This window comes from Streptomyces sp. SAI-170 (genome assembly GCF_049739565.1).
Lineage (GTDB): Bacteria > Actinomycetota > Actinomycetes > Streptomycetales > Streptomycetaceae > Streptomyces.
Genome location: NZ_JBMGQD010000001.1, coordinates 3,637,254 through 3,655,289, shown reverse-complemented (window position 1 = coordinate 3,655,289; position 18,036 = coordinate 3,637,254). Strand labels below are relative to the sequence as shown.

Genomic DNA, 18,036 nt, shown 5'->3' with positions numbered 1-18,036 from the left:
GGGGGCGCCATGCGCACTCTCACCCGCAGGGGAGCGCTCGGACTCGGTGCGGGCGCCGCCGCGGCCGCCTCACTCGCCGGCTGCGGCACCCACAACTCCTCGGACGGGGCCGCACCCGGTCCCGGTTCCGTGCAGCACCGGCCGACCGGCAGCCCGACCCCCACCGTCCGCCCCATCGGCGACGGTTCGACGTCCTTCACCGGCAGGCAGCCCCACCAGCCGGAGCGGCCCGTCCCGCTGGAGCCGGGCGAGACCCCGCCGCAGTTCGTCGTCTTCTCCTGGGACGGCGCGGGCGAGGTCGGCAACGGCCTCTTCCCGCGCTTCCTGGACCTCGCCAAGGAGCACGGCGCGTCCATGACCTTCTTCCTCTCCGGGCTGTATCTGCTGCCCGAGTCGAAGAAGCGGCTCTACGACCCCCCGAACAACCAGCGCGGCGCCTCCGACATCGGCTACCTCACCGACGAGCACATCAGGATGACGCTCGACGGCGTACGCCGGGCCTGGCTCGAAGGGCACGAGATCGGCACCCACTTCAACGGCCACTTCTGCGGCGACGGCCACGGCTCCGTCGCCCACTGGACGCCCCAGCAGTGGCGCAGCGAGATCGACCAGGCGAAGTCGTTCGTGAAGGAGTGGCGCACGAACACCGGCTGGTCCGACCTGCCGTCGCTGCCCTTCGACTACGACAAGGAGCTCGTCGGCGGCCGTACGCCCTGTCTGCTCGGCCAGGACAACCTGCTGCCCGTCGCCCGCGAGCTGGGCTGGCGCTACGACGCCTCCTCGCCGGGCGGCCTCCAGGTCTGGCCGACGAAGAAGCAGGGCATATGGGACCTTCCGCTCCAGCAGGTGCCGTTCCCCGGGCGTGGCTTCGAGGTCCTGTCGATGGACTACAACATGCTCGCCAACCAGTCGCTGAACTCCACCAACGCGCCCGCCTACAACTACCCGGCCTGGCGTGAACAGGCCGCGCAGGCCTACATATCCGGCTTCAAGCGGGCGTACGAGACAAACCGGGCACCCTTCTTCATCGGCAACCACTTCGAGCAGTGGAACGGCGGCATCTACATGGACGCCGTCGAGGAGGCGCTGAAGCACATGGCCGGCCAGAAGGACGTACGCCTCGTGTCCTTCCGGCAGTTCGCCGACTGGCTGGACGTGCAGCGGCCGGAGGTCCTCGACCGCTTGCGCACCCTGGGGGTCGGACAGGCGCCCGCCGGGGGCTGGAAGCGGCTGTGAAATGCGGCTTTGCGCCCGCGAGGGGGGTGCGCAAGATCCCCGGAACGGACATGCGAAACTTTTCACATGAGTGCCGCCAGCCGTACCACCCTGCTCGCCGCCGGTGCCGTCGTCACCGCGCTGGCACTGTCCGCCTGCACCTCCGGCGGGACGTCCGGCGGGGGCGGCAGCACCAACTTCGTCACCGGTGACGACGGCATCGCCACCGCGGCGAAGGGCGAGCGGGCCGCCGCGCCCGAGCTCGACGGCGAGACGCTGGAGGGCAAGCCGCTGAGCACCGCCGACTACAAGGGCAAGGTCCTCGTGGTCAATGTGTGGGGCTCCTGGTGCGGCCCCTGCCGCGTCGAGGCGAAGAACTTCGAGAAGGTCTACCGGGACGTCAAGGGCCAGGGCGTCGAGTTCGTCGGCATCAACACCCGCGACACCAGCACGGTCCCCGCCCTCGCCTTCGAGAAGGAGTGGGGCATCACCTACCCGAGCCTGTACGACCCGACCGGCAAGCTGATGCTCCGCTTCAAGAAGGGCACGCTCAACCCGCAGCTCGTGCCCTCCACGCTGGTCATCGACCGCGAGGGAAAGATCGCGGCGCGTGCGCTGCAGCCGCTCAGCGAGGACAAGCTGCGCGGCATGATCAAGCCGGTCCTCGCGGAGAAGTGACGTGACCGCGCTGTCCACCCTGGCCGCGGCCACCGACCCGAACGACACCGTGATGCACGGCGCGCTGCTGCTCGCGCTGCCGCTCGCGGTCCTCGGCGGCCTCGTCTCCTTCTTCTCCCCCTGCGTCCTGCCGCTCGTCCCCGGCTACCTCTCCTACGTCACCGGCGTCAGCGGCACCGACCTGGCCGAGGCCCGGCGCGGGCGGATGGTCGCGGGCGCCTCGCTGTTCGTGCTCGGCTTCACCGTCGTGTTCGTCTCCGGCGGGGCATTGTTCGGCTTCTTCGGCTACACCCTGCGCGAACACCAGGCCATGCTCTCCAAGGTGCTGGGCGTGCTCATGATCCTCATGGGCGTGTTCTTCATGGGCCTGATGCCCTGGCTCACCCAGCGCGAGTTCCGCTTCCACAAGCGCCCCACGACCGGCCTGCTCGGCGCGCCGCTGCTCGGCGCCCTGTTCGGCATCGGCTGGACGCCCTGCATCGGCCCGACCCTCGCCTCCGTGCAGACCCTCGCCATGGAGCAGGCCAGCGCCGGGCGCGGCGCGATACTGACCGTCGCCTACTGCCTCGGCCTCGGCATCCCGTTCGTGCTCGCCGCGGTCGCCTTCCGCAAGGCGCTCGGCGCCTTCGGCTGGGTCAAGCGCCACTATGTGTGGGTCATGCGCATCGGCGGCACGATGATGATCCTGACCGGTGTGCTGCTGCTGACCGGCGCGTGGGACAGTCTGGTGCGCGAGATGCAGACCTGGTCCGACGGCTTCACTGTGGGGATCTGATCCATGAGCAAGACGACACCCGGCACCCGTGAGGACCAGGACCTCGATGCCGCCGGCTCCCAGCTGTCCACCGCACCCCAGGAGGAGGCCGCGACCGGCCTGCCCGCCCTCGGGGTGATCGGCTGGCTGCGCTGGTTCTGGCGGCAGCTGACCTCCATGCGGGTCGCGCTGCTGCTGCTCCTGCTGCTCTCGCTCGCCGCGATCCCCGGCTCGCTCATCCCGCAGAGCGGCGTCGACATCACCCAGGTCGAGGACTTCCGGCAGCGGCACACCACCCTCGCGCCGGTCTACGACAAGCTCGGCCTCTTCCACGTCTACAGCTCGGTGTGGTTCTCCGCGATCTACATCCTGCTGTTCGTCTCCCTCATCGGCTGTATCGTCCCGCGCACCTGGCAGTTCGTCGGCCAGCTCCGCGGCCGCCCGCCGGCCGCGCCGAAGCGGCTGACCCGGCTGCCCGCGCACACCACCTGGCGCACGGAGGCCACGCCCGACGAGGTCCGCGAGGCCGCGCTCGGCCTGCTGAAGGGGCGCCGCTACCGCGCCCATGCCGTCGGGGACGCGGTCGCCGCCGAGAAGGGCTATCTGCGCGAGGCCGGCAACCTCGCCTTCCACATCGCGCTGATCGTGATGCTGGTCGCCTTCGCCTGGGGCCAGTTGTTCAAGTCCGAGGGCAACAAGCTGATCGTCGAGGGCGACGGCTTCTCCAACACGCTCTCGCAGTACGACGACTTCAAGTCCGGCAGCCTCTTCCAGAACGACGACCTCGAACCCTTCAGCTTCAAGCTGGACCGCTTCACCGGCACCTACGAGCTCAGCGGCCCCAACAAGGGCACCCCCCGCACCTACGAGGCCGACCTCACCTACAGCGAGGGCGCCGACGGCAAGGAGAAGAAGACCACCGTCGAGGTCAACGAGCCGCTGCACATCGGCGACGCCAAGGCCTACCTCGTCAGCCACGGCTACGCGCCCGTCATCACGGTCCGCGACGGCAAGGGGAACATCGTCTTCCAGGACGCGGTCCCGCTGCTCCCGCAGGACGCCAACGTCACCTCCTCCGGCGTCGTCCGGGTCATGGACGGCTACAAGGACCCCCAGGGCAAGAGCGACCAGCTCGGCTTCCAGGTCTGGTTCCTGCCGACGTACAGCGAGGGCCAGATGGTCTCCGCGTTCCCCGCGCTGATCAGCCCGATGATGGCCGTCAACGCCTACCACGGCGACCTCGGCGTGAACTCCGGCATCCCGAAGAACGTGTACCAGCTGGACAAGACGCACATGGAGGAGTTCAAGGACGCCAAGGGCGACCTGCTGAAGAAGCAGCTGCGCCCCGGCGACACCCTGACGCTCCCCGGCGGCTACGGCTCCATCACGTACGAGAAGGAGACCCGGGAATGGGCCGGCTTCCAGATCGTGCAGGAGCCGGGCGGCGGCTGGGCGCTGGTCGGCGCCCTCGCCGCGATCGCGGGCCTCGCGGGCTCCCTGTTCATCCAGCGCCGCCGCGTCTGGGTGCGGGCCACCACCGGCGACGACGGAGTGACGGTCGTCGAGATGGCCGGCCTCGGCCGCAGCGAGTCCGCGAAACTGCCCGAGGAACTCGGCGACCTCGCCGAGGCCCTGTACCGGAAGGCGCCCGGCGCCCCCGACCCCGAGAACGAAGCCGCACCTGCCGAAGGGGCTGACAAGCCGTGAACTTCGCCGCCGCGAGCGATCTGGCCGCCGCGACCAACGAGAACCTCGCGAACCTCAGCAACACGCTGATCTACTCCGCGATGGCCGTCTACACCCTGGCCTTCCTCGCGTACATCGCCGAATGGACCTTCGGCAGCCGCAGCAAGGTCGGCCGCACCGCGGCCGCGCTCACCGCGCAGAAGCCGTCCGCACCGGCGGTGACGGTGAACAAGGCGGGCGGCACCGCGGTCCTGGAGCGGCCCAAGGTGACCGTCCGGGCCGCGTCCGGCACCCGTGACGTGCCCGACGGTCCGGGGGCGCACGGCGGTGACGAGCAGGGCGACCTCTACGGCCGTATCGCCGTCTCCCTCACGGTGCTCGGCTTCCTGCTGGCGTTCGGCGGGGTGCTCGCCCGCGCTCTGTCGGTGCAGCGCGCGCCGTGGGGCAACATGTACGAGTTCAACATCACCTTCTCCACGGTGGCCGTCGGGGTGTACCTCGGGCTGCTGGCGCTGAAGAAGAACGTCCGCTGGATCGGCCTGTTCCTGATCACCTCGGTCCTCCTCGACCTCGGCATCGCCGTCAAGGTCCTGTACACCGCGAGCGACCAGCTGGTTCCCGCCCTCGACTCGTACTGGCTGTACATCCACGTCTCGACGGCGATCTTCTGCGGCGCGGTGTTCTACGTCGGCGCGGTCACCACGATCCTGTACCTGTTCAAGGACGCGTACGAGAACAAGCTGGCCGGCGGCGGCAGGCCCGGCAGCTTCGCGAACTCCGTCCTGGACCGGCTGCCCTCCGCGGCCTCCCTGGACAAGTTCTCCTACCGTGTCAACGCGGCGGTCTTCCCCCTGTGGACCTTCACGATCATCGCGGGCGCCATCTGGGCCGGTGACGCCTGGGGCCGCTACTGGGGCTGGGACCCCAAGGAGACCTGGTCCTTCATCACCTGGGTCGCCTACGCCGGCTACCTCCACGCCCGCGCCACGGCCGGCTGGAAGGGCCGCAAGGCCGCCTGGCTCGCCCTGATCGCCTTCGGCTGCTGGCTGTTCAACTACTACGGCGTCAACATCTTCGTCTCCGGCAAGCACTCCTACGCCGACGTCGGCCTGGGCGCGCTGCACTCCGTGGGCTTCTGAGTCACGCTGGAGGCATGACCGGAAAGACCGGAGCCATAGAGCAGGGCACCAGCCAGACCCACGGGAACACGCACATCCTGCATTTCCTGGTGCGGCTTCCCCGGCCCATGGAGTCGGTCTGGCCCGCGCTGTCCACCCCGGAGGGCCTCGCGGGCTGGCTGGCCCCGGTGGACACCCTCGAACCCCGGCTCGGCGGCGCGGTCGGTCTGCGCGGCCTGGGCTCGGGGCGGGTCACCGCATGGGACGTGGACCGGGTCGCCGAGTACACCGTCGAGGCCGGCGGCCGTATGCGCTTCCATCTGGAGCGCGACGGCGAGACGGGAAGCGCACTGCGCTTCACCCACGAGTTCCAGGGCGAGGGAGAGACGGAGCGGGGCTGGCGCGACCGCTTCGAACGCCTGATCGAGTCACTCGAGGGTTAGTCCCGGGCTAGTCCTCCCCGATGTCCTCGTTCCACAGCGCGGGATGCCGGGCGATGAAGTCGCGCATGAGCCCGGCGCACTCGGTGTCGTCCAGCAGCACGATCTCCACGCCGTGCGAGGCCAGCCAGTCGTGCCCGCCCTGGAAGGTCTCCGCCTCGCCGACCACCACGCGGGAGATGCCGAACTGGCGCACCAGCCCCGAGCAGTACCAGCAGGGGGAGAGGGTCGTCACCATCGTCGTCCCGCGATACGACCGCTGCCGGCCGGCCGCCCGGAAGGCCGCGGTCTCCGCGTGCAGGGACGGGTCGTCGTCCTGGACCCGGCGGTTGTGGCCGCGCCCCAGCACTGTGCCGTCGGGGCCGTAGAGCGCGGCCCCGATCGGGATGCCGCCCTCGGCCAGCCCGGCGCGGGCCTCTTCGAGGGCGGTACCGAGCCAGGTGCGGGCGGTCGCCCGGTCCAGGGTCTTCATCACGTAGCTCTCCTCCACGACGAGCGGACAGGAAACGGCAAGGGCCCCCACCAGGAAATCCTGGCAGGGGCCCCTGTGTCAGCCGGAGCTACCGCGTGCCGCCGGAGGCCTCACGGTCGCCGGCCGGGGTGTTGGCGAGCCAGCAGCCGCCGCCGGCGGGGTGCCAGTCCACCGCGTCGAGGGACTCCAGGACCCGGCGGACCACGCTGTCCGCGTCGCCGGGCCAGGCCTCGAAGCCGGTCTCCCCGAGGTCTCCGACGTTCATCAGGCCCCCGCGCACCAGGTGCGTCAGGACCCGCTCGGTGACCTCCCGGGGCGGCTCCCCGGACTGTTCGGCGAGCTCACCCGCCAGGTACAGCACCTGGTCGACCATGATCCAGTCGTCCAGCCCCTCTTCGAGGAGCTCGCGGTAGATCTCTTCTTCCTTCATCAGCTCGTCATTCCTCGGATCTCATTCCTCCGGGAGGTGCACCTTCATCGGCTTGCCCTTGGGCGGAGTGATGTCGATTGTCTCTCCGCCGGACTTGGACGAGAGCCGCCACTGGATCACGGTGCCGTCCTCCAGCTTGTAGACCTCCGGGATCTTCGGCCCGCGCGCCGGGAGCTTCTCGGCCCCGGACGTCCACTTCTCGAAGGCGGTCCGCAGTTCCTTGGTCGTCTGCATCAGACGGACGTGGCCCTGCTTGCCCTTGGGCAGCTTGTCGAACTCGCCGCGCCACACCCCGCACACGCCGTCCGAGTTGTGCACCAGGATCGGTGTGCCGCCGGCCAGCGCGTAGTACGTGTGCACGCCCTCGACGGTGAGGTTGTACGTGCGTACGTGGTCCGTGTACTGGCGGGCGCCGGTGACCTCGACCGTGCGGCCGTCGTCGGTGCGCAGGGTCATGCCCGGCTTCAGGTCGCCGGCCGCGATCCAGCCGTGCTCCGAGACGGACCAGAACGGGTGCTCGTAGGTCGCGGTGAGGTGCTCCTCGCCGTGGCCCGTGGCGATCGTCAGCTCGGTGAAGTGCTTGTCCGAGTCGGTGACGATCGTCGCGGTGACCTCACGGGCGCTGGTCCTGCCGGTCTCCGGGTCGGTGGCGAGCACCTTGTCGCCGAGGACGATGTCCTCGATGTCCTTGGTGCCGCCGTCGGCCATGAGGACGTCGGTGCCGGCCAGGAAGCAGTTGCAGCCCGGGAGCTTCTTGGCGTCCTTGAGGTCCTTGACCTTCTTCAGCTTGTTGATCTTGAGGATCTTGGCGGCCTTGAGCCAGGGCAGGTCGGTCGACGCCCAGGCGCAGCTCTTCCACTTGCCCTCGGTCAGGCACTCCTTCCACGCCTGGGTGTCCGGCAGCAGCAGGACCTTGATGACCTCGCGGCCCTCCTGCGCGTCGTACCAGGGCGCGTCGGTGGTGCACCGGATGGCGTTGAGGAAGTTGTCCCGGCCGGTGCAGGCCGCCGGCAGCTGGTTCTCGACGGTGACCTTGACCTGGACCTTGCCGTCGTTGCCGTTGTTCCCGGTGGTGTTGCCCTTGTCGTTGTCGTAGTAGCCCTTGCTGCTCGTGGCGATGCCGGGGCCGTCGTCCTTCCACTTGCAGCCCGAGGTCGGCACGGGGACACACGGACCGGAGACGGGGTAGTACTTCAGCCCGTCGGGGTCGGAGAAGGTGACAGGGCTGTTGTTGCTGTAGGCGTACCCGTTGATCTGCTGCGGGTCGTAGGCGTCCATCACCGGGTCGACCGAGATGAACCGGCCCGTGGAGGCGTCGTACTCACGCGCCCCGAGGTGGGTCAGACCGGTCGTCTTCGTGTCGTCGGTGCCGCCGACGAAGCCCTTGGTGCCGGTCCAGGTGCCGGTGACCGTGCCGCGGGTGCCGCCGAAGGGCAGCGTGCGCCGCTGCGACAGCGACAGGTCGGCGGTCTTCACCGAGAGCTGGCCGGTGCCGACGTGGTCGGCGACCGTGACGGTGATCGAGCCGTCGTTGGACTGCACGGCCTGGTTGCCGCTGCCGAGGTCGATGTACCGGGTGGCCTTGGCCGTCGTCGCGCCCTTGGGCAGGACGACCTCGGTGTTCCCGACGTACAGCGTGGTCTCGGCCGGGCCGCGGGCGATCAGCCGGTTGCCCTCGGTGTCGTAGACGTAGTCGGTGACCTCGTCCGGCTTGCCCGCGACGGGCTGGGTGACCTTGACGACGTGGCCCTCGGCGTCCCACACCAGCTTCTGGGTGGTGCCGCTGATCGTGCGGTCGGTGGTGTTGCCGGTGGCGTCGTAGAGGTAGCTGGTCTTCGACGTTCCGGACGGCTTCGTCTCGTTGACCTCCGTGAGGGTGTGCGGCTGCGGGCCGCCGGCCGGCGGGTAGACGTACGACCGGGTGGTGTCACCACCGGACGCGTGCAGCGTCTCCGTCTTGCGGTTGCCGGTCTTGTCGTAGCTGTACGAGTTCCAGTACGGCGCCACGCCACCGACCACCGACTGCGCGGGGGCGGCCGAGCAGCTGGTGTCGCCCTCGGTCCACGCCTCGGTCAGACGGCGCAGGTAGTCGTAGGCGAAGCACTGGTTGTCGGTGCCGGCGCGCGAGACGTCGGACATCGACAGGACGTTGCCCGCCTGGTCGTAGCCGAAGGTGTTGGCCCGGTCGACGCCCGCGATGTCCTGGCGGTCCACCCGGGAGGTGGCCAGGCGCTGGGTGCCCCACTCGTAGGTGTTGGTGACCCAGGTCTTCTTCGCACCCGTCGCCGTGGAGGCGAAGGCGTACTGCAGCGGCTTGCCCGTGTTGGAGTACGTCGTGTCGGCCTGGAAGCCGTCGCCCAGGATCGACACCGGCCGCAGGGCGGAGTCGTACGTGTAGCTGTACGAACCGCCGGGCAGCGCGCCCGCCGCCGAGTACGACACACCCGCGACCAGACCGGACGGCTGGTAGCTGGTGCCCGCCTGGTAGGTGCCGGCCAGGGCACCCTCGGTGGCCGGGATCGTCACCGAGGTACGCAGCGGCCGGTACTGCTGGTCGTACATGGTGATCCGGCTGACGTACTGGGCGCCGTTCACATACCGGGTCGAGGAGGCCAGATAGCCCTTCGCCCCGGCGAGCGTGTCGTACGTCCAGGACGCGCGCAGGGTGCCCGTGGCGCTGGTGTCGCGCAGTTCGGTCGCCCGGCCGAGCTGGTCGTAGACGTGGTAGAGGACCCGGTGCTCGGCGTCCTCGGTGGTGAGCAGCTGGCCGCGGTCGTCGTAGGTGCTGATCGTGAGGCCGCGGTCGGGGTCGGTGGACCTGGTCTGGTTGCCGAGCAGGTCGTACTCGTAGAACCAGTTGTTGCCCGCCGGGTCCGTGACCTGCGACAGCTTGCCCGACGCCGTGTACTGGTACTTCGTCGCGTCGTAGGGGGCGGTCGCGCTGCGCGAGGTGTGCTGGCGCAGCTCGACGATCCGGCCGCGGGCGTCGGTCAGCGACGTCGTCGCGGTGCCGCCCACCGGCGGGATCACCGTGGTGCGGTCGCCGTTGTACGAGGTCGTGGTGGTGCCGAGGTCGGCGCCGCCGTCACCGTTGCCGGCGACCTTCTTCTGCGTGATCTCCCGGTTCAGACCGTCGTAGGTGTGCCAGATCTGCGTCTCCACGCTCAGCGCGTCGACGGGCTCGAACAGCTCCCGGTTCGGCGCGCCGGTCGTGTAGTAGGAGGCGAACTCCCGGGATATCAGGCCGCGTTCGTCGTAGAACGTGTCGGACAGCAGCCGGCCGCCGTCGGGGCCGACGTCCTGCGTCTGGCGGGCGCGCAGCAGACCGTCGTACAGGGTGTACGCGGCGACCTGGCCGCCGCTGTTGTTCAGCGTGAGGGTGCGGACCGCGATCGGCTTGCCCTCGTCGATGAAGTAGTCGAAGTCGTACGACGGGAGCTGGGTGGTCTGCCGGTCGGCCAGCCACACCTTGTCGGCACGGCCGAGCGCGTCGTACGTGAAGTTCTTCAGCTTGCCGTTGGTGTCCTTCTGCTGCGTGGGCAGGCCGCGCAGCGGGTCCAGGGTGGTGGTGGTCGTCTGGACGGTGGTCGAGTCCCCGGCCTTGGCGGGCGGAGTGGTGGTGACGACCGTCGTCGGGAAGCCGGTGGCCGGCGTGTACGCGGTGGTGTTGGTCAGGCCGTCCGTGCGCGCGGTGCGCACCGGGGCGGTCGACTCGGTGGCGGTGACGTTCGCCGTCAGGTCGGTGACGGCCGTCGAGCGGCCGTAGCCGTCGAACGTGGTGCCGGTCTCCGTGTAGGTGCCGGTCGTGCCGTCGTGCTTGGTCAGCGTCGCCGTGGCGGTCTCGTCGCCCTTGGTGGGCGCCGCGCCGTACGCGAGGCCGTCGTAGGCGCTGCGCACGTCGGAGACGACCTGCGCCTTGCGGTCCGGCGTGGTCGCGCACTTCACCGCGACGGTCTCCACCCGCGAGGGCAGGGTGAGGATGTTGTCGGTGGTGTTCGTGGCGTACGTCGTACGGGTGCAGACGTCGTCGGTGGTGACGGACGTGTCGCCCTGGTCGTCGACCTGGGTGACCCGGCCCGCGACCGTGTCGTACGTGGTGTCGACCAGGGTGGTGCGCCACTGGGCGCCCGCCCCGTCGTCCAGCGACGTCCACGTCCGCGACTCGTCCGTACCGGTGTAGTTGGCGGTCACCGTGCCCCAGGACCGCGTCTTCTTGGCGGTCTGGTGGTACCAGGGCCGCTCGACGGTCTTCTGCAGGACCTTGCCGCCCGGACCGGAGTACTGGGCGGTCTTGTAGGTGAAGCCGGCCGCCGACTCGTGGTCGGTGATCGCGGCCCCCTCACCGGTGTCCAGGGTGACGCTGACGGACTTGGTGCCGCCGTCCTTGTTCAGCCGGTCGCCGTTCATGCCGCGCAGGAACCAGCTGTCGGCTTGCGTCTTCAGATACGCGTCGCCGCCCTGGCCGCCCGTCTTCACACGGACGTGGCCGTAACCGCGCCACTGCGACCAGGTCTTGTTCTTCTCCTTGGTCAGACCGTCATCGTCGTCGTAGTGCCAGGCCGCGCCGTCCAGGTACTCGTACGCGGTCACGTTGTCCGGCGCGCCGCCGGTGCGGTCGGTGGCGGTCACCGAGGTGACGACGTACTTGGTGAACCAGTGCTGCTCAGGGGCCTCGGTGTCCGAGCCGCCCAGCAACTGCGGGAAACAGCGGGTGGTGTTGGTCTCCGGCGTCGGCAGCGCGGCCGCGTCGCAGGCCGACGTCGAGTAGTTGACGTCGATCTGGCCGCCGTGCTCGTCGGCGACCGTGGACAGGCGCGCCTTGACGAACGGGGCGTAGCCGTCGCCGGTCTTGTCGAGCCGGTTCTCCAGCTGGGTGTACGCCAGCGTGGTCTTCGGCAGGGTGATCGCGGTGGTGCCGGTGTGGCCGGTGCGCTGGATCGAGTCGAGCAGCAGCTGGTAGTCGACGTCGGCCTGGCCCCAGCGGTGGGTCAGCGCCCAGGAGTCGACCTTGCTGTAGGCGCCCGCGTTGTACACCTGCGCGCTGATGCCGGTCAGCCGCTTGCGGGTCCAGAAGGTCGGCGCGAGCCGGCCCTGGTCGCAGTCGGTGCCCGCCGTGCAGTTCATGTCCCACGGGGTGTCGTACCAGTAGTACGAGTCCGTGGAGATCGACGAGCAGGTGGTGTTCGCGTCGGGGATGCACCGCTCGGAGCTGGTGAAGTCGACCTTCGCCAGTGCCGGAGTGCCGTACATCGAGGACGACTTCAGGCCGTACTCGATGCGGTCCAGGTAGCCGCCGCGCGTGTAGGGGGTGTCGTCCGCGGCCTTGAGGTTGCGGCCGTAGGAATTGTCCTCCTTGGTGTAGTAGTACGCCATGGCGTTGCCATGGGTGTCGACGGCGTAGTCGAGGTTCCAGCGCCAGGCCTGCTGGCACCAGGAGTCGGCGAACGCGGAGGCGTTGCAGGGCTCGCCGGAGTCGTCGCCGAAGACGGGGACGTTCCACGTCGAGTCGGTGGTCTCCTTGCCGTCGACCCAGCCGGGCAGCCGGTTGTAGCCGAAGTAGAAGCGGTTGCCCTGCGGGTCGGTCACCCGCCAGTACTCGCCGTCGTTGTCGCCGTTGCCGCGGCCCGTGGACCTGAGGCGGGTGACGCGGGAGCCGTCGTCCTTCTGGAAGCGGAACTCGTCGGCGGTGGCGGTGGGAACCAGCTCGCCGCCCTTGCCGTTGAAGGTGATGTAGGCGTTGTCGTAGCCCCAGCACAGATCGCCGGGCTTGTTCACGCCGTCGGCGGCCGTCTGCCCGTCGTCGGCGCACGGCTTGTAGCGGCGCTCGATGAAGCCGGGCGACAGCTCGAAGCCGTCACCGACCCAGGAGGACTGGTTGTTGGTGTTGCCGGTCCGTCCGTCGATCTGCCCCGAGGAGTACGACAGGCCCACGTGCGGGGCGAAGTCGCCGGGCACCTCGGGCACCGGGATGTCGTAGGACCAGTTGAAGTCACCGGTGTTGAGGTCGGTGCTCCAGGTGGAGGACGGCGACAGCGGGGTCGCCTTGTAGTCGCCGGTCTTGCCGGAGTCGGACGCGACCGCGGCCAGCATGGTCGGCGAGCCGCTGCTCACCATGACCGAGCGGGCGGTGAGGGTCTGCGCCTCGGTGTCGTTGTCCGTGACCACCGGCGTGGTGGTGCGGCACGCCTTCTTCTTCGGCGTGGTCAGCGCACACGCGGGCAGCTCGACCAGGGTGAGCCGGGAGGCGTAGGCGCCGCCGTACGCCTCGGCGAAGTCGGCGTAGTCCAGGGTGGCGCCGACCGTGCCGGAGGACGCCTTGTCCTTGGCCCGCAGGGTGAACAGCACCCCGTCGAGGCCGGCCTTCGCGGCGGCCGCGTGGCCGACGACCTTCGTCTCGATGGTGCCGCCGGTCGCCGACCGCACCTTCTTGGCGAGGGTGTTCAGCTCGACCGGGAGGCCCGTGGCGGCGACCGGGGCACCGGGCTTCGCGGCCGGCTCCTTCAGCGTGACCAGAGCCGAACCCGCCTCGGGCCAGTCGGCCTTCGGCTTGTCCTTCGGGGTGCGCGGGCCCTTCTGGACCTTGCGCGGCTCGATTTTGTTGCCCGACGTGCCGGTGACCGGCTTGTCCGGTTCGGACACCCCCGGCCGTCCCTTGCCGGTGTCCTGCGCCTCGGCGGCCGGCGCGAACGCCGTCGCCTGGAGCAGCGTGGCGACCATGACCGCCGATGTCCCCAGGGCGACTCTGCGCCCCAGGGCGGCTACGCGCCAGGAGCGCGCTCTGCCATACATGTGATTGCTCGTTTCCTCGTCAAGGGGGCGCCCGGGACCTGATGACAGGACCCGGGCGCCCTTTTCAACACGTCAGTCGCCGGGAACCTTGGTGGGTACGTCGAACCAGCTGACCGACAGCTTCTCGATCTGCGCGTCCGTGAGCGCGCCCTGGAAGGTCCACACGTCGTCGACCAGGCCCGGGAAGTACGAGCCGGCCTTCGTGCCGGTGCCGGACCGGCCGATCTGCAGGGAGGTGGCCTTGAACGCGAGCGTGTTCTCCGCCCACGGCACCACGTCCTCGCAGCCGGCCACGTCGGCCTCGCCGTCACCGTCGGCGTCGGTGCACGCGATCTCGGCGAGCCCGCCGTTCACGTACAGCCGGGCCTGCTTGGCGAAGCCGTCGTAGACCAGGGCGAGATGGTTCCACTGACGCGCGTCGTAGAACTCGCCGTTGTCGGCCTGCACCACCGTCGCGTCGGTGGCGTCGGAGTCGGCGACCGCCAGCTGCCAGCGGCCGGGGCTGCCCTCGGGGTTGGCGGCGTCAGGCACGAACTTCACGGTGAACGCGGAGCGGGTGGCCCCCTCCGCGCTCGCCAGGGTCACCGGCCCGGACGGCATCGTCGACGCCTGCGCCCACGCGGTCAGCGTGAAGCTGCCCGAGGTGTCCACCGGCAGCTTCGCGGCCGACGCGTAGGCGGTGGTGCCGTTCAGCTCCATCGCGCCGAAGTCGATGAACCCGAAGTCCGACTTCACCGCGCCGCCGTTCAGGGTGAGCGGGTTGGTGGTGCTCACCGCGTCCGGGGTGGTGACCGGAGCGGTCCCGGCGGTCGACTCGAACTGCCAGCGGCTCTTGACCAGCGGACGCTGCTTGAACAGCTGGTACACCTCGTCGCCCGACACCGCGCGGTCGAAGAACCGCACGTCGTCGATCTGCCCGGTGAAGAACGAGGCCGCGGCGCCGTCGAACTGGCTCGCGCCGATCTGCACCGCGCCGCCCGCGTACCAGTTGGCGGTCATCTCCGTGGAGCCCGCCAGCGAGCCGTTGACGTACAGCAGCAGCTTGTCGGCCACCGTGTCCTGTACGCCGACCAGATGCGCCCACTCACCGGCCGCGGCGGTCTTGCCCTCGGCCTGCATGGCGCGGATCGGCGTGCCGGTCGTGGAGTCCTCCGAGTACTGGTTGAACACCCAGCGGTCGTAGCCGCTGGAGTAGTACAGCTCGAAGCCCGGCCGGTGCGTGCCGACCTGCGTGGCGATGACCCCGGCGTGGCTGGGCTTGGTCGACGGCAGCTTGGCCCACGCCGACACCGCGAAGCTGCGCTGGTTGTTCAGCAGCGGCCGGTTGGTGGTGGCGTAGTCGTTCGTGCCGTCCAGGGACAACGCCTTGCCGGCCACGCCCTCGACGCCCGCGGTCGCGCCGCCCACGTACGAGGCGTCGAGCACCTCGGGCCTGCCGAGGAGTTCGGTCACGCCGGGCTGCTCGTCCATCGCGAACGCCATCCGGGCCGGACGCCCGACAACCAGCGACGCCTTGGTGCCCAGCTGCGTCACCTCGGTCTGCGACAGCGGCTTGTCGAAGATCTGCACCTCGTCGATGTCACCCGGGAAGAACGAACCGGGCTGACCGCTGTAGGAGCCGGCGCCGATCTGCAGACCGCGCCGCGCGTCCCAGGGGGTGGCGTAGGTGGTCGTGCCGACCAGGGTGCCGTCGACGTACAGCTTCAGCTCGTCGCTGCCCGAGCTGTACGTGCCCACCAGGTGCGTCCACTTGCCGACGGTGGCGCCGCCCGCGGAGGCGGGCATCACCCGCACCGGGGTCGCGGAGGCGGAGTCGGACGTGTACTGGTTGAACGCCCACCGGTCGTAGACCTTGGAGTAGTACAGCTCGAAGCCGGGGGAGTGGTTGCCGGGCTGGGCCGCGATGATCGCCGCCGTGCTCGGCGCCTGGGTCAGCTTCGCCCACGCCGACACCGAGAACGAGCCGTCCGTGGCGATCGTCGGGATGTCCGTACGGGCGTAGTCGTCCACGCCGTCGAAGTGCACGGCCGTGCCCTTGGCACCCGCCGCACCCGGCGTCGGGCCGCCGTACAGCGTGGCCGGGCGGTCCTTGGCGGTGGCGGTCGCCTTGGTCGCGCCCGCGGCCTCGTCGAGGTCCCATTGGGTGCGCTCGGGCTGACCGGACTTCACCCGGAACTGGTAGGTGCGGATCTCGCTGCCGTTGCCGGCCGCGTCGAAGGCCTGCGCGGTCACGAACTTCAGACCGGGCTCGTCGGGGAGCACCTTGGCGATCTGCGCCGCGCCGCCGCTGGTCAGCAGCGTGTTCTTGGAGCTGGGGTCGGCGTTGAAGCCGTAGTAGTACTTGACCACGTCGGTCTCGGCGGAGTCGATCGTGAACGACCCGTACTTGCCGACGCCGTCGTACCACGGGTCCGCGGGGTCCTCCGTGTCGGACTCGGGGTACTCGCCCGAGGTCACGGAGGGGGCCTTCGGCCACGAGGTGTCGTAGACGAAGTAGCAGCCCGTCGCGTCACCGGCGTACGACCACGGCGAGTAGTTGCCGTCGCCCTGGCTGTCGGTGTCGCGCACCCGCACGTACCAGTGGACCTGCTTGTTCGGCGTGATCGAGGTCGGCAGGCTGACGGTGAAGCTGGAACCGGAGTCCTTGTACTTGGTCAGCCCCGGCGTCCAGCGGGCGATGAGGCCCTTGCCGTCGCCCGAGTCCCACTTGGCCTGGAACTGCACGGCCACGTCGTCGCCGTCGGGGTCGGTGATGTTGTTGGCGGACACCGTGCCGAGCGTGCGCACCCGGGCCGGGCCCGTGTACTTCTTGCAGGTGCCGCCGTACTGCATGGTGAGCTGCGACATCTTCACCTGCGGCGGCGGGCGGTTGTACTTCACCCGCAGGAACGCCTTGTCGGAGAACCGCTTCCAGGCGTACGCGTCCGTCTCGCTGGCCGCGCGCAGACCGAACGTCATCGACGGGTCCTTGGCGGTGGCGGCCGCCTGCACCGCGGACTTCACGTTGAACTCGGCGTCGGCCGCGGAGCAGCCCGAGTAGCCGTACGCGAACGAGTCGGAGGCGAGCTGCTTGTTCCAGAACCCGGACGCGCTCTGCGAGTTCCAGGTCGTCTGGTCCGTGATGGGGTCGGTGTCCCACAGCTCGACCGTGCGGTCCGAGCAGGAGGCCGACCAGGTGTTGCGGACCACGAACTCGGCGGACAGGATCGTCTTGCCCGCGAACGCCGAGGTCGGGATGCGGTAGAAGAGCCGCTTGGTGTCGTACGGCTGGCAGTACGACCAGCCGCAGTAGCCCAGGCCCGCGTCCGAGTCGCCGTTGAACTTCCACTGCGGGGAACCGGCCCAGTACTTGGAGGCCATGGTCCACGCGGAGGCGCGCGGCGAGTACCACTGCGGGTCGATGAACACCGGGTACTGGGTGTCGGCGCCCTTCAGGACGGCCGGGTCCGGGGTGAGGACCAGCTCCTTGTCACCGGCGGGCAGGTCCACGCCGACCGGGGCGACCCGGCCGGAGTCGGCGGCGCCGGGCTCGTCGGCCGGGGGACCGGCGAGGGCGCGGGCCTTCGTGGCGGCGGCGGCCTTGGGGGCGGTGCCGGACCTGCCGGGGCTGGAGTCCCACATGACCGGCTTGGGCGCCTCGAAGACGGTGCCGTCGGTGCCGTCGGCGACAGCGCGGAGCCCGCCCTTGGCGTTCTCCTTCACCGCCAGGCCGTCCGCCTTCAGCTTCAGGCGCAGCTCCGCCAGCTTCGGATTCTTCGCGGCCTCGGCCGACTTGACCACGAGCAGCTGGGTGAAGCCGTCCTCCTGCGCGGTCAGGCGCAGGTCGACGCCCGGCAGGACCTCCGGGTAGGTGGCCATCGCGCCCGACAGCTCCGGCTCGGGCAGCGCGGTGGGCCACGACAGGCTCATCGTCTTCCCGGCACGCTCCATGCGCACCAGCGGGTCGGCCGACCCGCCACCGGAGAACGCCAGATCGACGGTGGTGGCCCGGGGCGCGACCATGCCGCCCGTGGCGGGGGCGAGTTCGGTGTCGACCCGCTTCCACGCGCCGCCGTCCCGCGTCCATGTCGGCCGCAGGTACTCCCGGGCCTCCAGGTCGCCGTCCGGGGTGGCGAACACCTCGGTGGTCTCACCCCGCAGGGCGAGCACCTCCACCTTGTCGCCGGTCTTCCTGGCCTTCGCCAGCGCCTGCGCCTCGGTGGCCGCGGGCGTTCCGTCAGCGGCCTTCACCGTGTCGGTGGCGGGGGTGGTCGTCGTCCGGGCCATGGCGACGCCGGTCCCGGGGACCAGGCCGACGGCCAGTGTCACTCCGAGCAGCGTGCCAACTGCTCTGCTGCGGCCGCGCAATCGGGCCGATATACCTGTCATAGCTCACTCACGATGTATTCACACTTGCGACGAGTACGTAACGACGTGAGTGATCGCCAAGTCAATTCCAAGTTGCCGCATTGTGA

At 69.8% G+C, this 18,036-nt stretch carries 10 protein-coding genes; 6 read left to right on the top strand and 4 right to left on the bottom strand.

The window, feature by feature from the left end:
- The first annotated feature begins 9 nt into the window (after nucleotides 1-9).
- From RKD23_RS16255 to RKD23_RS16230, 6 genes are all read left to right on the top strand, one after another.
- Nucleotides 10-1,236 carry a hypothetical protein gene (locus RKD23_RS16255; RefSeq protein ID WP_424854313.1) on the top strand — a complete coding sequence of 409 codons (1,227 nt, stop codon included), beginning with the start codon at nucleotides 10-12 and terminating at the stop codon, nucleotides 1,234-1,236.
- A gap of 66 nt (nucleotides 1,237-1,302) precedes the next feature.
- Nucleotides 1,303-1,893 carry a TlpA family protein disulfide reductase gene (locus RKD23_RS16250; RefSeq protein ID WP_424854312.1) on the top strand — a complete coding sequence of 197 codons (591 nt, stop codon included), beginning with the start codon at nucleotides 1,303-1,305 and terminating at the stop codon, nucleotides 1,891-1,893.
- Between the two features lies 1 nt (nucleotide 1,894).
- Nucleotides 1,895-2,668 carry a cytochrome c biogenesis CcdA family protein gene (locus RKD23_RS16245; protein WP_424854311.1) on the top strand — a complete coding sequence of 258 codons (774 nt, stop codon included), beginning with the start codon at nucleotides 1,895-1,897 and terminating at the stop codon, nucleotides 2,666-2,668.
- 3 nt (nucleotides 2,669-2,671) lie between these two features.
- Nucleotides 2,672-4,354: a cytochrome c biogenesis protein ResB gene (gene resB, locus RKD23_RS16240; protein ID WP_424854310.1), complete on the top strand. Its 1,683-nt coding sequence runs from the start codon at nucleotides 2,672-2,674 to the stop codon at nucleotides 4,352-4,354.
- Between the two features lie 80 nt (nucleotides 4,355-4,434).
- Complete coding sequence (gene ccsB / locus RKD23_RS16235; RefSeq protein ID WP_424858254.1) at nucleotides 4,435-5,472, top strand: c-type cytochrome biogenesis protein CcsB; 1,038 nt, start codon at nucleotides 4,435-4,437, stop codon at nucleotides 5,470-5,472.
- A 14-nt stretch (nucleotides 5,473-5,486) separates the two neighbouring features.
- Nucleotides 5,487-5,894, top strand: coding sequence for an SRPBCC domain-containing protein (locus tag RKD23_RS16230; RefSeq protein WP_424854309.1), 408 nt, complete (start codon nucleotides 5,487-5,489; stop codon nucleotides 5,892-5,894).
- 7 nt (nucleotides 5,895-5,901) lie between these two features.
- On the opposite strand, the gene RKD23_RS16225 is transcribed toward RKD23_RS16230, so the two are convergent.
- The 4 genes from RKD23_RS16225 to RKD23_RS16210 all read right to left on the bottom strand — a co-directional run bounded on the left by RKD23_RS16225 (nucleotide 5,902) and on the right by RKD23_RS16210 (nucleotide 17,950).
- The gene (locus RKD23_RS16225; protein WP_424854308.1) at nucleotides 5,902-6,363 is read right to left on the bottom strand and encodes a nucleoside deaminase; all 462 of its coding nucleotides are present in this window, start codon (nucleotides 6,361-6,363) and stop codon (nucleotides 5,902-5,904) included.
- 88 nt (nucleotides 6,364-6,451) lie between these two features.
- Complete coding sequence (locus tag RKD23_RS16220; protein ID WP_424854307.1) at nucleotides 6,452-6,793, bottom strand: hypothetical protein; 342 nt, start codon at nucleotides 6,791-6,793, stop codon at nucleotides 6,452-6,454.
- Between the two features lie 21 nt (nucleotides 6,794-6,814).
- Nucleotides 6,815-13,510, bottom strand: a complete 6,696-nt coding sequence (locus RKD23_RS16215) for a polymorphic toxin-type HINT domain-containing protein (RefSeq protein ID WP_424858253.1) — start codon at nucleotides 13,508-13,510, stop codon at nucleotides 6,815-6,817.
- A gap of 144 nt (nucleotides 13,511-13,654) precedes the next feature.
- Complete coding sequence (locus tag RKD23_RS16210) at nucleotides 13,655-17,950, bottom strand: LamG-like jellyroll fold domain-containing protein (RefSeq protein ID WP_424854306.1); 4,296 nt, start codon at nucleotides 17,948-17,950, stop codon at nucleotides 13,655-13,657.
- Between the last annotated feature and the right edge of the window lie 86 nt (nucleotides 17,951-18,036).

Bases quoted from the DNA above. Each gene is read 5' to 3' on its own strand.
- RKD23_RS16255 (WP_424854313.1), top strand. From the start codon at position 10: ATGCGCACTCTCACCCGCAGGGGAGCGCTCGGACTCGGTGCGGGCGCC.
- RKD23_RS16250 (WP_424854312.1), top strand. From the start codon at position 1,303: ATGAGTGCCGCCAGCCGTACCACCCTGCTCGCCGCCGGTGCCGTCGTC.
- resB (WP_424854310.1), top strand. From the start codon at position 2,672: ATGAGCAAGACGACACCCGGCACCCGTGAGGACCAGGACCTCGATGCC.
- ccsB (WP_424858254.1), top strand. From the start codon at position 4,435: ATGGCCGTCTACACCCTGGCCTTCCTCGCGTACATCGCCGAATGGACC.
- RKD23_RS16230 (WP_424854309.1), top strand. From the start codon at position 5,487: ATGACCGGAAAGACCGGAGCCATAGAGCAGGGCACCAGCCAGACCCAC.
- RKD23_RS16225 (WP_424854308.1), bottom strand. From the start codon at position 6,363: ATGAAGACCCTGGACCGGGCGACCGCCCGCACCTGGCTCGGTACCGCC.
- RKD23_RS16220 (WP_424854307.1), bottom strand. From the start codon at position 6,793: ATGAAGGAAGAAGAGATCTACCGCGAGCTCCTCGAAGAGGGGCTGGAC.
- RKD23_RS16215 (WP_424858253.1), bottom strand. From the start codon at position 13,510: ATGGTCGCCACGCTGCTCCAGGCGACGGCGTTCGCGCCGGCCGCCGAG.
- RKD23_RS16210 (WP_424854306.1), bottom strand. From the start codon at position 17,950: ATGACAGGTATATCGGCCCGATTGCGCGGCCGCAGCAGAGCAGTTGGC.